Annotated in this window: 13 protein-coding genes; 8 read left to right on the forward strand and 5 right to left on the reverse strand. The window is 65.7% G+C overall.

Going from position 1 to position 16023, the window contains the following annotated elements; all coding sequences use genetic code 11:
- Positions 1-7 precede the first annotated feature (7 nt).
- On the forward strand, positions 8-1807 hold the full coding sequence (locus EWH21_RS05905; RefSeq protein ID WP_277700022.1) for a DUF1302 domain-containing protein: 1800 nt from the start codon (positions 8-10) through the stop codon (positions 1805-1807).
- A gap of 14 nt (positions 1808-1821) precedes the next feature.
- A complete protein-coding gene (locus tag EWH21_RS05910; protein WP_277700023.1) occupies positions 1822-3186 on the forward strand; it encodes a DUF1329 domain-containing protein in 1365 nt (454 codons plus the stop codon).
- Positions 3187-3193: 7 nt separating this feature from the next.
- Here EWH21_RS05910 and EWH21_RS05915 read toward each other — a convergent pair whose 3' ends face one another.
- Positions 3194-3652 (reverse strand): DciA family protein, encoded by a 459-nt coding sequence (locus EWH21_RS05915; RefSeq protein ID WP_037046666.1) that lies wholly within the window; start codon positions 3650-3652, stop codon positions 3194-3196.
- Positions 3653-3728: 76 nt separating this feature from the next.
- Between EWH21_RS05915 and EWH21_RS05920 the strand changes: the two genes are divergently transcribed.
- The 5 genes from EWH21_RS05920 to EWH21_RS05940 all read left to right on the forward strand — a co-directional run bounded on the left by EWH21_RS05920 (position 3729) and on the right by EWH21_RS05940 (position 10746).
- Entirely contained in the window at positions 3729-4649 is a 921-nt protein-coding gene (locus tag EWH21_RS05920) for a M23 family metallopeptidase (RefSeq protein ID WP_037046670.1), read from the forward strand.
- A gap of 242 nt (positions 4650-4891) precedes the next feature.
- A complete protein-coding gene (secA, locus tag EWH21_RS05925) occupies positions 4892-7627 on the forward strand; it encodes a preprotein translocase subunit SecA (RefSeq protein WP_152487951.1) in 2736 nt (911 codons plus the stop codon).
- Between the two features lie 142 nt (positions 7628-7769).
- On the forward strand, positions 7770-8987 hold the full coding sequence (gene argJ, locus EWH21_RS05930) for a bifunctional glutamate N-acetyltransferase/amino-acid acetyltransferase ArgJ (RefSeq protein ID WP_277700024.1): 1218 nt from the start codon (positions 7770-7772) through the stop codon (positions 8985-8987).
- A gap of 179 nt (positions 8988-9166) precedes the next feature.
- The gene (locus tag EWH21_RS05935) at positions 9167-9799 is read left to right on the forward strand and encodes a glutathione S-transferase family protein (protein WP_277700025.1); all 633 of its coding nucleotides are present in this window, start codon (positions 9167-9169) and stop codon (positions 9797-9799) included.
- Positions 9796-10746, forward strand: a complete 951-nt coding sequence (locus tag EWH21_RS05940; protein WP_047590307.1) for a Nudix family hydrolase — start codon at positions 9796-9798, stop codon at positions 10744-10746. The genes EWH21_RS05935 and EWH21_RS05940 overlap by 4 nt, the downstream gene beginning before the upstream one ends.
- A gap of 7 nt (positions 10747-10753) precedes the next feature.
- On the opposite strand, the gene EWH21_RS05945 is transcribed toward EWH21_RS05940, so the two are convergent.
- The 4 genes from EWH21_RS05945 to EWH21_RS05960 form a co-directional block, all read right to left on the reverse strand.
- Positions 10754-11329 carry a cob(I)yrinic acid a,c-diamide adenosyltransferase gene (locus tag EWH21_RS05945; RefSeq protein ID WP_277700026.1) on the reverse strand — a complete coding sequence of 192 codons (576 nt, stop codon included), beginning with the start codon at positions 11327-11329 and terminating at the stop codon, positions 10754-10756.
- Between the two features lie 3 nt (positions 11330-11332).
- Positions 11333-13351: a HAMP domain-containing sensor histidine kinase gene (locus tag EWH21_RS05950; protein ID WP_134678135.1), complete on the reverse strand. Its 2019-nt coding sequence runs from the start codon at positions 13349-13351 to the stop codon at positions 11333-11335.
- Between the two features lie 100 nt (positions 13352-13451).
- Positions 13452-14363, reverse strand: coding sequence for a putative 2-dehydropantoate 2-reductase (locus EWH21_RS05955; protein ID WP_152487957.1), 912 nt, complete (start codon positions 14361-14363; stop codon positions 13452-13454).
- The gene (locus EWH21_RS05960; protein WP_134678133.1) at positions 14360-15322 is read right to left on the reverse strand and encodes a response regulator; all 963 of its coding nucleotides are present in this window, start codon (positions 15320-15322) and stop codon (positions 14360-14362) included. The genes EWH21_RS05955 and EWH21_RS05960 overlap by 4 nt, the downstream gene beginning before the upstream one ends.
- Positions 15323-15461: 139 nt before the next feature.
- Here EWH21_RS05960 and EWH21_RS05965 point away from each other — a divergent pair, with 139 nt between their 5' ends.
- Positions 15462-15941, forward strand: a complete 480-nt coding sequence (locus EWH21_RS05965; RefSeq protein ID WP_037046692.1) for a YajQ family cyclic di-GMP-binding protein — start codon at positions 15462-15464, stop codon at positions 15939-15941.
- Positions 15942-16023: the final 82 nt, after the last annotated feature.

Raw genomic sequence — 16023 nt, forward strand, 5'->3', positions numbered from 1 at the left:
GGTACATATGTCATACAACAAAAACAAGGTGGCATTGGCGGTGGGGCTGGGGCTGTGGGGGACGCAGCTGCAGGCTTTCGAAATCGAGACCGGTCCCGATCTGACGACCTCGCTCGAGAGCGTCGTCGAATTCACATCGGTGTACCGCACCCGTTCGCCCGAGCACATCACGCGCGCTGGGCAGAACGTCTTCATCAACAACAACGACGGCAGCGAGTACTACGGCAAGGGGTTCGTCTCCAACGAATTCAAGCTGACCTCCGAGCTGCACGTGCGCACCGAGCAGGACGGCCTGTTTGTCCGCGGTACCGCCTGGTACGACACCCAGATCATGGATCACGCGCCCAGCGGCGATGGCTTCGCTACCCACAACACCGACAGCGACAAGCGCTACCCCTCGGACCTGAAAAACCGCGCCGGCCATCGCGCGCGCCTGCTCGATGCCTACCTCTATACCAACCGCTACCTTGGCGAGATGCCGGTCAGCGTGCGACTCGGTCGCCAGGTGATCAACTGGGGCGAAGGCATCTTCTATGCCGACGGTCTCAACGTGATCAACCCGGTGGACATCGGCCGCGTGGTGCTGCCCAACGCCAGCCTCAAGGACGCCCTGTTGCCGACCAACATGGTTTCCGCGCAGTTCGGCCTGACCGACGCGCTCAACGTCGAGACCTTCTACGGGCTGGAGTGGAAGGGGCACGAGATGATCCCCACTGGTGCCTTCCTCAATAACCAGGACTACTTCGGCAAGGGCAGCAACGGTGTACTGGTGGACCTGCGCAGCGAGCTGGGGGCGCTGGCCGAGCTGGCGCCGGGGCTCAATGGCGAGAACGGCATCGTCGCCGGCGCCCGCTATGGCCGTGAACACGACGCCCGCGACGACGGCCAGTACGGCTTGGCCCTGCGCTACCTGGTGGAGCAGTGGAACAACACCGAGTTCAGCCTCTACTACCTCAACTACCACAGCAAGGTGCCGTTCCTGCGTGTGCAGAAGGGCCAGTCCATGGCCTGCAGCGCCGGCAGCGGCGGGCGCTTCGCTGACCTGTGCGGCCTGACCAAGCTGCTCGACCCGGCCTCGGTGCCGCTGGTGGACGGCCTGGCCATGCTCGACAGCACCTACTACGACTTCGTCTACCCCGAGGACATCCGTCTGTTCGGCCTCAGCGTGTCCGGCACCATCGGCGACACCAGTCTGGCAGGCGAGCTGACCTACCGGCCCAATGCGCCGCTGGAACCGTCGATGACCTACGAGCTGGAGCAACTGGCCGAGAGCGCCCTCGGCGCCGGCGGTGCCAGTGGCGGGAGCATCGACCTGGGCGAGTTCGGCGACGGCTCGGCCAATGACCCACGCCGCAGCATCGACCTGTACAAGCGCCACGAGCTGTACACCGGTTCGATCTCCGCGATCCACGCCTTCGGTCCCAGCGCCGGCCTGGACGACCTGGTAGTACTGGCCGAGGCGGCCTTCAACCATGTGCCGGGCGGCCTGCTCGACACGGTCAACTATGCGTACCTGGACAGCTTCGCCTGGGGCTACACGGTGAACCTCTCCGGTCTGGTCCAGGACGTGACGCCGAACTTCGACCTGATGCCGGCGATCACCTTCCGCCAGGACGTGTCCGGCACCTCGCCGGCGCTCAACGAGAACTTCATCCAGGGGCGCAAGTCCGCCACCGTCGAACTGGGTGCCAGGTACGGCCAGAAGCTGGCCGGCAAGCTGTCCTACACCTCGTTCTGGGGCGCACGCAAGTACAACGCGCTGATCGACCGCGATCACCTCGCGCTCAACGTCTCCTACTCCTTCTGATGGCAGGACCCGCAATGACCAGAACCCTTCTACGGACCTGTACGGTCCTGTGTTCCCTCGGCCTGCTGCTGCCCCTGGCAGCCCAGGCCAGGGTGAGTGCCGAACAGGCGGCGCAACTGCAGGGCACGCTGACCCCCTTCGGCGCCGAGCGCCAGGGCGATGCGGCCAAGGGCATTCCGCAGTGGACCGGTGGCATGACGCAGCCGCCGGCCGGTTATGGCGGCCCGGGCAGCTTCCACGTCGATCCCTATGCCGAGGAAACGCCGCTGCGGGTGATCGACGCCAGCACCATGCAGGCCGACGCGGACAACCTCAGCGACGGCGTCAAGGCGCTGCTCAAGGCCTATCCGCAGACCTTCAAGCTGCCGGTCTACCCCAGCCACCGCAGCTTTTCCGCACCGGAGGACATCTACCGCAACACCGCCGTCAATGCGCAGCAGGCCGAGCTGAGCGACTCTGGCTACGGCCTGGTGGGCGCCTATGGCGGCATTCCGTTCCCGATCCCGGCCGATGGCCGCGAGGCGATCTGGAACCACATCGCCCGCTGGCAGGCGCGCTACACCGACGAGGTGGCGGTGACCGCGCAGGTCACCACCAGCGGCAGCTACTCGCTGTTGCGCGAGCGCATCCAGCTGCTGTCCAGCTACTACGACCCGAAGAAGGACGCCGGGAGCCTGGGCAATCGCCTCTACTATTTCGCCAGCGAACTGCTGCCGCCGTCGCGCGATGTGGGCCGCGCGCTGCTGGTGCACGAGCCCATCGACCAGGTCGCCGAGCCGCGCTCGGCGTGGATCTACAACCCCGGCCAGCGCCGTGTGCGGCGTGCGCCGACCCTGGCCTACGACATGCCGATCGATGGCATCTACGCCGATGACACCGACATGTACAACGGTGCCACCGACCGCTACGACTGGAAGCTGGTCGGCAAGCGTTCGCTGCTGGTGCCGTACCACAACTACGCCATGGAGAAACCGGGCATGGACGCCGCTGAACTGGTCAAGCCGGGCCACCTCAACAGCGACCTGACCCGCTGGGAGATGCACCGCGTGTGGGTGGTCGAGGCGACCCTGCGTCCGGGCCAGCGCCACGTGCACGCCAAGCGCCGCTTCTACCTCGACGAAGACAGCTGGTACGCCCTGATGGTGGAGAACTACGACGCCCGTGGCGAGCTGTGGCACGTCAACCTGGCGTTCACCAAGAATGCCTACGAGGTGCCGGTCATCGCCCCGGTGAACATCGTCTACCATGACCTGATCGCCCGCAGCTATACGGTGATCGGTCTGCGCAACAACGAGAAGGCGCCGCGCCAGTACCATCTGTCGCCGCCGCCGGCGAGTTACTTCACCCCGGCCAGCCTGCGGCGCAAGGGTACGCAGTAGTTCCGGGTCAGGGCGTCTGGCTGTCGCTACGGCTGGCCAGGCGCTCAAGGGCGGCCTTCAGGCTGGGGTCGCTGATGCCCTCGGCCGTTGCCTGGATACTCTGTGCGGCGCTATTGGACAGGCGAACGCTGCGAACGGTTCCACGATTCGGACCTGTCGAAGGTTGCACCTTGAACAGTATTTTCGTTAAGGTCGCGAATTCTTCGAGTGCCTGTAGTTGTCGTTGCAGCCTTCTTTGCTGATAACGCAGGCGTGTTGCCCAGTGGCCATCGGTCACGATCAATAGCAGACAGCCGTCACGCCAGGACGCTACATGACAGTGTTCCCGGGCCGCCGGTTGTAGCTGGCTTTCCACAAGACGCTGCAGGTTGGTCAGGCGTTGGGCCTGACCGAACAGCGCTTTCAGGGGCTTGGCTTCGCGTAGCAGCGTAGCGGGTGCCTGGGCCGGCAAGGGACGAAACGTCATGGCAGGAGGCCTTAGGTTGCAGAGCGGTCATGGTAGCAGAGCGTGCTGCCGATAGTGCTCCGCGAGAGGGGAAGCCATGCAAATCATCCTACTCAATAGCCGCCATGGTTCGGCGCGAACGATCAATCTGGATCTGCGCTGGCTGCTGCTGGCCGCTTTCCTGGCGTTGGCACTGAGCCTGGGCGCCGGCGCCGCGCTGGGTGCCAAGTGGTTGACCGCGGAACCGGTGGTCGACACGTCGCTGGTCGAGGCGCTGGATCAGCAGCGCAAGCAGGTTGGCGCGGTGCGCCAGGACGCGCAGCGTCAGCTGGACGCCTTCGCCGCGCATGTGGCGGAGCTGCAGGCACGACTGACACGTCTCGATGCCCTGGGCGAGCGCCTCACCGAGCTGGCCGAGCTGGATGCCGGCGAATTCGATTTCTCCCTCAGCGTCGGCCAGGGTGGTGCGGAAGATGCGCTCGGCGCCTCGGCCTATTCGCCGCCGCCGTTCATGAATGCGCTGGATGAGCTGGCGTTGCGCGTGGACAGCCGCGAGCAGCAACTGGAAGTGCTCGAACAGTTGCTCGGCGAGCGCCGCCTGAACGAGGCCGAGACCCTTTCCGGTCGTCCCGTTCTGCAGGGCTACGTGTCGTCGCCGTTCGGCAGCCGCATCCATCCGCTGACCGGGCGGGTCAGCGTGCACAAGGGTATCGATTTCGCCTCCAAGCCGGGTAGCGACGTGATGTCGGTGGCCGCCGGCATCGTCACCTTCTCCGGCAAGAAGAACGGCTACGGCAATGTGGTGGAGATCAGCCACGCCGACGGTTACGTCACCCTCTACGCGCACAACCAGAGCAACACCGTGCAGATCGGTGACCTGGTGCAGCGCGGTCAGACCATCGCCAAGGTCGGTCGCAGCGGCCGTTCCACGGGCTATCACGTGCATTTCGAAGTCAGCAAGGACGGCCGTCAGGTCAACCCGGCGCTGTACATCGCGCGTACCAGCGGCGTCGAGTGATCGAGCGGCGCCTGCCCTCTCTTGAATTGTTCGCAATCGTCCCCATCTATAGGGCCAGGCCGTGTTTCCGGGCTGGTCCGGGGACCTGTGCTGTCTGTGCCATCACGCGGTAGCGATCGGCTGACAACGTCACTTTCCTCCCCGGCTTTTCCGGGTAGAATGCCCCCTTCGCCCGCAGCCATGCTGGCTGCCAGGTCGCGATTTGCGCCGACCTCAATCCATTCGCCGGAAGTCCTGTCGATATGTTTGCGCCTCTGTTGAAAAAACTTTTCGGAAGCAAGAATGAGCGTGAAGTCAAACGCATGCTCAAGGCGGTGCAGTCCGTCAACGCCCTTGAAGAACAGATGATCGCCCTTTCGGATGATCAGCTGCGGAGCAAGACCGAAGAGTTCAGGGCCCGTCTGGCCAAGGGCGAAACCCTCGACCAACTGCTGCCCGAAGCCTTCGCCGTGGCCCGGGAGGCCGGCAAGCGGGTCATGGGCATGCGCCATTTCGACGTGCAGCTGATCGGCGGCATGACCCTGCACGAGGGCAAGATCGCCGAGATGCGTACCGGTGAGGGCAAGACCCTCGTCGGCACCCTGGCCGTCTATCTCAACGCACTGTCCGGCAAGGGCGTGCACGTGGTCACGGTCAACGAATACCTGGCTCGCCGCGACGCCAACTGGATGCGTCCGCTGTACGAATTCCTCGGCCTGAGCGTGGGCATCGTCACCCCGTTCCAGCCGCCGGAAGACAAGCGCGCCGCCTACGCCGCCGACATCACCTACGGCACCAACAACGAATTCGGTTTCGACTACCTGCGCGACAACATGGCGTTCAGCCTGGAAGACAAGTTCCAGCGCGAGCTGAATTTCGCCGTGATCGACGAAGTCGACTCCATCCTCATCGACGAAGCCCGTACCCCGCTGATCATCTCCGGTCAGGCCGAAGACAGCTCCAAGCTGTACATCGAGATCAACAAGCTGGTCCCGCGCCTCAAGCAGCACATCGAGGAAGAAGAGGGCGTGGTGACCCAGGAAGGTCACTACAAGGTCGACGAGAAGTCGCGCCAGGTCGAGCTGAACGAGGCGGGTCACCAGTACGTCGAGGAAATGCTCACCGCCGCCGGCCTGCTGGCCGAGGGTGAAAGCCTGTACTCCGCGCACAACCTGGGCCTGCTGACCCACGTCTACGCCAGCCTGCGCGCGCACACGCTGTTCCACCGCAACGTCGAATACATCGTGCAGAACGGCCAGGTGATCCTGATCGACGAGCACACCGGCCGTACCATGCCGGGGCGTCGCCTGTCCGAAGGCCTGCACCAGGCCATCGAGGCCAAGGAAGGGGTGAACATCCAGGCCGAGAGCCAGACGCTGGCCTCGACCACCTTCCAGAACTACTTCCGCCTGTACAACAAGCTGTCCGGCATGACCGGTACGGCCGATACCGAAGCGTTCGAGTTCCGCCAGATCTATGGCCTGGACGTGATGGTGATCCCGACCAACAAGCCGATCGCGCGCAAGGACTTCAACGACCTGGTCTACCTGACCCAGGAAGAGAAGTACCAGGCGATCATCGCCGACATCAAGGACTGCCAGGCCCAGGGCCGGCCGATCCTGGTCGGCACCGCGACCATCGAGACCTCCGAGTACGTCAGCCAGCTGCTGAACAAGGAAGGCATCGAGCACAAGGTGCTCAACGCCAAGTTCCACGACAAGGAAGCCGAGATCATCGCCCAGGCCGGCCGCCCAGGTGCGCTGACCATCGCCACCAACATGGCCGGTCGCGGTACCGACATCCTCCTCGGTGGCAACTGGGAAGTGGAAGTCGCGGCACTGGAGAACCCGACCGACGAGCAGGTCGCGCAGATCAAGGCCGAGTGGCAGAAGCGCCACCAGCAGGTGATCGAAGCCGGCGGCCTGCACGTGATCGCCTCCGAGCGCCACGAGTCGCGTCGTATCGACAACCAGCTGCGTGGCCGTGCCGGTCGCCAGGGTGACCCGGGCTCCAGCCGCTTCTACCTGTCGCTGGAAGACAACCTGATGCGCATCTTCGCCTCCGACCGGGTGAAGAACTTCATGAAGGCCCTCGGCATGCAGTCCGGCGAGGCCATCGAGCACCGCATGGTCACCAATGCCATCGAGAAGGCCCAGCGCAAGGTCGAAGGCCGCAACTTCGACATGCGCAAGCAGCTGCTCGAGTTCGACGACGTGGCCAACGAGCAGCGCAAGGTGATCTACCACATGCGCAACAGCCTGCTGGCTGCCGAGAACGTCGGCGACACCATCGCCGAGTTCCGCGAGGAAGTGCTGACCGCCGCCATCAACGGCCATATCCCGCCGCAGTCGATGCCGGAACAGTGGGATATTGCAGGCCTGGAGTCGACGCTGCAGAGCGATTTCGGCATCCAGCTGCCAATCCAGCAATGGCTGGACGAAGACGACAAGCTGTACGAGGAAACCCTGCGCGAGCGCATCCTCGCCGAGCTGATCACCGCCTACAACGAGAAGGAAACCCAGGCCAGCGCCGAAGCGCTGCGCACCTTCGAGAAGCAGATTCTGCTGCGCGTGCTCGACGACCTGTGGAAGGACCACCTGTCCACCATGGATCACCTGCGTCACGGCATCCACCTGCGTGGTTACGCGCAGAAGAACCCCAAGCAGGAATACAAGCGCGAGTCCTTCGCCCTGTTCCAGGAGCTGCTCGAGTCGATCAAACGCGACACCATCCGTGTGCTCTGCCACGTTCAGGTGCGCCGCGAGGACCCGGCGGAAGAGGAAGCCCGCCTGCGTCGCGAGGCCGAGGCCATGGCCGAGCGCATGCAGTTCCAGCACGCCGATGCATCGGCGCTGGCCGCTGACGAAGGCAACGCCGAAGAGGGCGACGTCGCGGTGGCCTCCGCCCCGGTGCGCAGCGAGCAGAAGGTCGGTCGCAACGAGCCGTGCCCCTGCGGTTCGGGCAAGAAGTACAAGCACTGCCACGGCCAGATCAGCTGATCCCGTCGCTTGCAGTAGCGGGCGCTTCGGCTATGCTGCCAGCGCCCTGACAGCGCCGCGAACGGTTCGACCGTTCGCGGCGTTTTACCATCTCATTCGGTCGCCTCGAGGCGATCACCATCTATTTGAAGGAGCGCATCTCATGGCTGTTGGTCTTGGCCCGCTGTCTACCCTGCATCCGGTTCCCGGCTTCGAACTGGGCATTGCCTCTGCCGGCATCAAGCGACCGGGGCGCAAGGATGTGGTGGTGATGCGCTGTGCCGAAGGTTCGCGGATCGCCGGGGTCACCACCACCAACGCCTTCTGCGCGGCGCCGGTGCTGGTCACCCGCGAGCGCCTGGGCGGCGAGGTGCGTTACCTGCTGACCAACACCGGCAACGCCAACGCGGGTACCGGAGCCGACGGTCTGGCCCGTGCCCGTCGTGCCTGCGCGCGCCTGGCCGAACTGGCAGGCGTCACGGAGAACGCCGTGCTGCCGTTCTCCACCGGCGTGATCGGCGAGCCGCTGCCGGTGGAGAAGATCGAGAGCGCCCTGCAGGCCGCTCTCGACGATCTCAAGGCGGACAACTGGGAAGCCGCCGCCACCGGCATCATGACCACCGATACCCTGCCCAAGGGGGCCAGCCGCCAGTTCTCCCATGACGGCGTGACGGTGACCGTCACCGGCATCTCCAAGGGCGCCGGCATGATTCGTCCGAACATGGCCACCATGCTCGGCTACATCGCCACCGACGCCCAGGTCGCCCAGGGTGTGCTGCAGGACCTGGTGCGCGATGCGGCGAACAAGTCGTTCAACCGCATCACCATCGACGGCGATACCTCCACCAACGACTGCTGCATGCTGATCGCCACCGGCCAGGCCGCGCTGGCGGAAATCACCGAGGCTTCCGGCGAGCTGTTCAGCAAGCTCAAGCAGGCGGTATTCGAGGTGTTCATGGAAGTGGCCCAGGCCATCGTGCGTGACGGCGAGGGGGCGACCAAGTTCGTCACCGTGCAGGTCAACGGTGGCGGCACACACCAGGAATGCCTGGACGTGGCCTATGCCGTGGCGCATTCGCCGCTGATCAAGACCGCACTGTTCGCCTCCGACCCGAACTGGGGGCGCATTCTCGCGGCGGTGGGCTATGCCGGCGTGCCGCAACTGGACGTGAGCAAGATCGACGTGTTCCTGGGCGAAGTCTGCATCGCCAGCAAGGGCTGCCGTGCGACCACCTACACCGAAGAGCAGGGCGCGGCGGTGATGGCCCAGGAGGAGATCACCATCCGTATCGAGCTCGGCCGCGGTGCGTGCAGCGAGACGATCTGGACCACCGACCTGTCTCACGAGTACGTGAAGATCAACGCCGAATATCGCACCTGACAGAGGCAGCGATGAGCGTCAGACCCTGGGCGGCAACCGCCTGGGAGTTTCGTCCCTCGCCTGTCGTTCTCCAGCTATTCCCGCGCCTCATGAGCCCATGACGCGCGGGAATTTGCTATTGGGCGAGCGGGCTCTTAACGTCGGCTGACTTCAACGATGGAATGCTCGGGAGACGCGACATGGCAATGCAACTGGTGATCGGCGACAAGAACTACTCCTCCTGGTCACTGCGCGCCGCGCTGGCGGTGGATCTGTCGGGCGCGGCCTGCGACGAGGTGCTGGTGCGCCTGTACCAGCCGGACAGCCGTGCGCAACTGCTGCGCCATTCGCCCACCGGCAAGGTGCCGGTGCTGATCACCGAGCAGGGGCCGGTGTGGGACTCCCTGGCGATTGCCGAATACCTGGCCGAAAGCTACCCCGAGGCTCAGCTGTGGCCGGCGGAGCGCCAGGCCCGGGCGTTGGCGCGCAGCGTCTGCGCGGAGATGCACAGTGGCTTCACCGCCCTGCGCAGCCAGCTGCCGATGGACCTGGCACGCGACCAGGCGCTGACCGAGTTGGCGGACGACGCCCAGGCCGACATCGATCGCATCTGCGCGATCTGGGCGGGCTGTCGCGAGCGCTTCGCGGCCAAGGGCAACTACCTGTTCGGCCCGGCCAGCATCGCCGACGCCTTCTATGCGCCGGTCGCCGCGCGTCTGCGCAGTTACCATGTGGCCCTGCCGACAGCGGCGGCGGCCTATGTCGAAACCATCTATCGTTGGCCAGCGTTTCAGCGCTGGTACCAGGCAGCATTGCAGGAGGTAAAGCGGTGAAGCGTGTGCATGTCGCGGCAGCGGTGATTCGGGGCGTCGATGGGCGCATCCTGATCGCCAGGCGCCCCGAGGACAAGCATCAGGGTGGCCTGTGGGAGTTTCCCGGCGGCAAGGTGGAAGCGGGCGAGGCGGTGAGCGTGGCCCTGGCTCGCGAGCTGGAAGAGGAGTTGGCGATCCGTCCGACGGCCAGCCGTCCGCTGATCCAGATTCGCCATGACTATCCGGACAAGCAGGTCCTGCTGGATGTCTGGGAGGTTACGGCGTTCACCGGCGAGCCCCACGGTGCCGAGGGACAGCCGCTGGCCTGGGTCAGCGAGCGGCAGTTGCTGGAGTACGAGTTTCCCGCTGCCAACACGCCGATTGTCGCCGCTGCACGCTTGCCTGAGCGCTACCTGATCACCCCGGACGGGCTGCAGTCCGCCGAGCTGCTCGCCGGCGTACGCAAGGCCCTGGACGCCGGCGTACGGCTGATTCAGCTGCGCGCGCCGAACATGTTCGACCCGCAGTACCGCGACCTGGCGGTGGACGTGCAGGGGCTGTGCGCAGGCAAGGCGCAACTGATGCTCAAGGGGCCGCTGGAGTGGCTGGGAGACTTCCCCGCTGCCGGCTGGCACCTGACGGCCGAACAGCTGCGCAAGTATGCGGCGGGTGGGCGGCCTTTCCCGGAGCAGCGCTGGCTGGCTGCATCCTGCCACGCAGCCGAGGAGCTGGCGTTGGCCGCGCAGATGGGGGTGGATTTCGTCACCCTGTCGCCGGTACAGGCCACCGCCACCCACCCCGAGGCACAACCCCTGGGCTGGGACGCAGCCAGCGAGCTGCTCGCGGGCTGCAACCTGCCGGCCTATCTGCTGGGGGGCGTTGGCCCGAGCGATATCGAGCGCGCCTGGCAGGTCGGCGCGCAGGGTGTCGCCGGTATCCGCGCGTTCTGGCCAGGCGCCGCCCTGTAGTCGCGGTTCAGGGCTTTTCGGCAGCCTGCCAGAGGACCTCGGCGACGCCCTGGCGCCTGGCGATCAGGCGCGCAGCGACGAACAGCAGGTCGGACAGCCGGTTGACGTAGGCCAGGCCGACGGCGCGCAGCGGCTCCACGGCGTTGAGGTGCTGGCAGCGGCGTTCGCTGCTGCGGGCGAAGCTGCGGCAGACGTGGGCCTGGGCAATCAGGCGCGAGCCGCCGGGCAGGATGAAGTTCTGCAGTGGGCCGACTTCCTCGTTCCAGCGGTCGATCACCACTTCCAGGCGCTCCACTTCCTCCTGCTGCAGGGCCTGGTAGTCGGGCATCGCCAGTTCGCCGCCAAGGTCGAACAGGCGATGCTGGCACGGGCGCAGCACATCGCTGACCTCCCGCAGGCCGGGCCAGGTGGTGCTCGCCTCGTCCAGTTCGGCCAGCAGCAGGCCGAGCTGGCTGTTGCAGCTGTCCAGTTCGCCGATGGCCTCGATGCGCGGATGGTCCTTGCCGACCCGACGGCCATCGGCCAGGCCGGTTTCTCCCTGGTCACCGGTGCGGGTGTAGATCTTGGAGAGGCGGAAACCCATGGTTCAGTGTCCTGTGTTGTCGAGCAGGGTGGCCAGCGGCAGGCGCAGGGTGAAGCAGGTACCCTGGCCCGGCGTGGAATGCACCTCCATCTGCCCCTTGTGGTTGTTGGTGATGATGAAATAGGACACGGCCAGCCCGAGGCCCGTGCCCTGGCCGACTTCCTTGGTGGTGAAGAAGGGCTCGAAGATGCGCTTGCGCACCACCTCGCTCATGCCCGTACCGTTGTCCTCCACCTGCACTTCCGCCCATTGCCCGGTTTGCCGGGTGCGCAGGATGATGCGCCCCGGCTCGCTGTCGTCGTCGCGCTGGTGAATGGCCTGCGCGGCGTTCTTCAGCAGATTGAGCAGCACCTGCTCCAGCTCGTTGGCGGTGCCCGCTATCGGGCCCAGGCCGGCTTCGAAGTGGCGTTCGATCTGCAGCGTCTTGAAGTCGAAGCCGTCGGCCAGGTCGAAGTCGTTGCCGGCGATCTCCAGCGCCTGGTCGATCAGCGCCGGCAGCTCGCAGGGCGACAGCTGGCGATCACTGCGCCGGCTGAAACTGAGCATGTGGCTGACGATCTTGGCGGCGCGCTGCCCGGCGTGCTGGATGCCGTCGAGCAGGCGGGGGATTTCCCGCGCATCCATGTAGTGCTGGATGGCCTCCAGGCTGACGCCGGCCTGCTCGGCCCGCTCGATGTTCTTCTCCAGGTCGGCGGACAGGCGCCGGCGGATGTTCTGCACGTTGTGCAGGATGGCGCCGAGCGGGTTGTTTATCTCGTGCGCCATGCCCGCTGCCAGACCGCCGACGGAGAGCATCTTCTCCGACTGCACCATCATTTCCTCCAGCGCCAGGCGCTGGGTGATGTCGTCGATGCGGATCACCACGCCACGGCCGGCGCTGCCCATCAGCGGATAGAAAGTCAGGGCGTAGTGGCGTGGTTCCTCGTCCTTGTGCCAGGTGACGCGCTCGATCTTTTCCACCTTGTGCTGTTCGGCGGTTCGCTTGAGCTGCGCGAGAAACGGCTTGAGCGGCGGGAAGGCGAGGAATACCGGCTGGTTCAGCGCCTCATCCAGGCGCGTGCCGGACAGCGCGCTGGCCTCCTGATTCCACTGGGTGACGTAGAGCATGTCGTCCAGGGCGATCAGCGCCGAGGGCATGGAGTCGATGATGCTGTTGAGGTAGTTCTGGAAGCCGGTGAGCTTCTTCTCGATCTTGCCGCGCACCTGGACTTCCAGCTCCAGCTTGCGGTTGGAGTGACGGGTTTCTTCGGCCAGGCTCTGCGCCTGGTCGAAGGCTTGCTGGGCATCGTCGCGGGCACGCCTGAGCTGCTGCTCGCGTGCCTCCATGCGCATCAGCATGGTGTTGAAGGCTTCGGCCAGGCTGCCGATCTCGTCGCGGTTGCCGCGGGTGGCGCGCAGGGCGTAGTTCTCTTCGCGGGTCACCTGGCGCGACAATTCCTCGAGGCGACGGATCGGCTTGGTCACCAGGCGCCTGATCTGCTTGGCCACCAGCAGCCAGAGCAGCACGCTGAAGGCCAGTATCACCAGGCTTGCGGTCAGGGTGCCGGTGTAGAACGCCCCGGGCAGCTCGCTGGAGGCGACCAGGAGCAGCGCGCCAGGGCGCCCGCTGGGGTGCGGCAGGTCCACCAGCAGGTTGGTGCGGAAGGCGGTGTTGCGCCAGTTCTGCAGTTCGCTCAGCTGCTCCGGCAACTGCAGTTTTTCCCCGCGTTGCAGCTGCGCCAGGCTGGTGCCGTTGCTGTCGTAGATCACGGCGGCGCGCAGCGGCGCGTATTCATCCAGGCGCTTGAGCAGCGCCTGGGCGGAGGCGGGCGAGTGCAAGGCCTCCTTGCTCAGCGCCGGGCTGGCTATGAGCCGGGCGAGCGTGTGCAGGGCCTGAGGCGCCATGCTCTCCTGGGTGATCCAGTAGGCGGCGCTGATGAAGGCCAGGTTGGCGACCAGCAGGACCGCCGCGAGCAACACCAGTAGCGCCGCGAGCAGTTTGCGGCCGACCGGCAGGTTGTCGAGGCGTTGGCGCAGTCTCATGGGCGTGTCGAGGTCGCGGATGGAAGCGGCAGGTTAACGCGGCTGCCGGGGCATTGCCACGTCAGGCCGGGGTGAGTGGCGGATTGCACTCACCCGGCACTCAGTCCAGCGGCAGCCCGCGCTCGCGCAGGTGTCGTAGCAGGCGCTGCTGCAGGTGGCTCAGGTGTGGCAGGTGCAGGGCGTGCCGTTGCGCGGTCGCGCAGGCATGACCCAGCAGGTAGGTGATCTCGGTGCGGCGGCCCTGGGCCACGTCCTGATGCATGGAGGAGTAGTTCGCCGCCGTGGCGCTGATCACCCGTTGCACCTCGGCGTGCAGGTCCTGCGCCGCCGCCGGTTGACCGCAGCACTGCAGCAGCTCGGTCAGTTCCGCGCAGAGCGCAGCCACTTCGGCGGGGTGCTCGCTCAGCCCCCCGTTGCGGCAGTCATGCAGCACGGTCAGCGGGTTGATCGCACAGTTGAGCGCCAGCTTGCGCCACAACCGGGTGAGGATGTCCGGGCTCCATTGATGGGCGATGCCGGCACGCTGCAGCTCGTCCAGCCAGGTGGGCGGCAGAGGGTCGCGCGGATCGCCCAGCCAGTTGTGGCCATTGCCGGCGAACACGACCTGGAAGTCGGCGGGGCGGAACGCGCCCTCGGTGCTGGACACAAACAGGCAGCGCTGCCGGGGCAGGCGCTGCGCCACGGCATCCTGGCTGCCCAGGCCGTTCTGCAGCAACAGCAGCTCGGCGTCCGCTGCCAGGCGCGAGGCGATGCTCGCCACTGCGGGTTCGGCGTCGTAGGCCTTGCAGGCCAGGAGCAGGCGATGAATCGGCGTGTCGGCCTCTGCCAGCTCGGCGGGAATCGCGTACTGGCTGCGCTGGCCCGCCTCGATCAGGGTCAGGCCGCCTGCTGCGCGATAGGCCGCCAGGCGTTGCGGGCTGCGCAGGATGAGGCGGACCGGCAGGCCGGCGCGGGCCAGGCGCGTGGCCCAGAGACTGCCCAGGCTGCCTGCGCCGAGGATGTGCCAGGTCACGGCAGAGGCAGGCGCACGGCGGCGACCCGACCGCTGGCGTAGGATTCGGCCAGGAGTGTTTCCGCGTGCTGGAGCAGCTGCTCGGGTGTGGTGGGCAGGGCCTTGGCGTCCAGGCCGACCAGGCTGATGCCGGCTTTCAGGGTGATGAAGCCTTCGCTGGTCTTGAAGGCCTTGAGGTTCAGGCCCTCGTGCAGCCGCTTGAAGCTGCTGGGCGAGCATTCGTGGAGGTCTTCGAGCAGGGTGATCAGGCCGAAGTGGTTGTCGTCCAGGCGGGTCAGCACGTCCAGCGGTCTGACCAGCTGCTGCAGGCGTCGCGCCACGCCGTGCAGCAGTTCGTTGAAGAAGCGGTCGCCGTAGCGGCTGCGCAGCTGGCTGGCCTCCTGCAGGCCGATCAGCAGGTAGCACACCGCACCGCCGCGCGATTCGACCTGGCGCAGGCTGTCGGTGAGCTTCTGGCGCAGGTAGCGGGGGTTGCCCAGGCCGGTGAGGGGGTCGATCAGGTTGCGTCGTTCCAGGCTGGCGATGTTCTGCGTCAGCATGCGGTTCTCATGCAGCAGGCGCTGCAGGGTGTTGCACAGGCGGTCCGCGGCGTAGACGCGGGGCACCAGTTGCTCGTTCATCGCGGCCTTGCTGATGAAGTCGTCGACTCCGCGGTCGAAGGCCTCGCCCAGGACGTTTTCGCCTTCCTTGCCGGTGAGCAGGATGATGTAGGTGTAGTGATCGGCGGTCTCGTCCAGCTGGCGCACCCGCGCGGTGAGTTCCAGGCCATCGATTTCGGGCATCAGCCAGTCGGCCAGGAGCACGCTGGCCGGGCGTTGTTCGAGCAACTGCAGGGCCTCCGTGGCGCTGCTGGCGAAGCGCACGTCCTGATAGCCGGCCTGGCTGAGCGCGCGGCCGATCATGGCACTGGAAAACTTGGCATCATCCACCACCAGGATGCTGAGATGGGGGTTTGGCATTGGGGCTGGCTCGTAGGCAGATAGGAAGGACGCCAAGCGGCGTGTATCAGTCTGGTTATAATGGGCGCGTCTTAGTTATCGTCAAGTCAGGCGCGTTCACTCCGTGAAGAGTATCGCGCCGTCCATCAGGAGCCTACTCATGCCTTCGTTCGACGTCGTGTCTGAACTGGACAAACACGAACTGACCAACGCGGTCGACAACGCCACCAAGGAACTCGAACGCCGTTTCGACCTGCGTGGCAAATGCAGCATCGAAAGCAAGGACAAGACCCTCACCATCACGGCCGAGGCCGAGTTCATGCTGGAGCAGGTGCTCGACATCGTGCGCAACAGCCTGATCAAGCGCAAGATCGACTGCCAGTGCATGGAAACCAAGGACCCCTACGCCTCCGGCAAGGTGATGAAGCAGGAAGTGACCTTCCGCGAGGGCATCGACAAGGAGCTGGCGAAGAAGATCGTCGCCCATATCAAGGATGCCAAGCTCAAGGTGCAGGCCGCCATCCAGGGCGAGCAGGTGCGGGTCACCGGCAAGAAGCGCGACGACCTGCAGGAAGCCATCGCCTTGCTGCGTGGTCACGAGTTCGGCATGCCGCTGCAGTACAACAACTTCCGCGATTGAACCTTTTGCGGCCCTCGGGCGTCGCACCCTAGGTTGATAGCACTTTGACCGCCATGGCATGCCATGGCGGTTTCGTTTCATG

Origin of the sequence: Pseudomonas sp. REST10 (assembly GCF_029542605.1) — a bacterium.
In the GTDB taxonomy this organism is placed as follows: Bacteria; Pseudomonadota; Gammaproteobacteria; order Pseudomonadales; family Pseudomonadaceae; genus Aquipseudomonas; species Aquipseudomonas khazarica.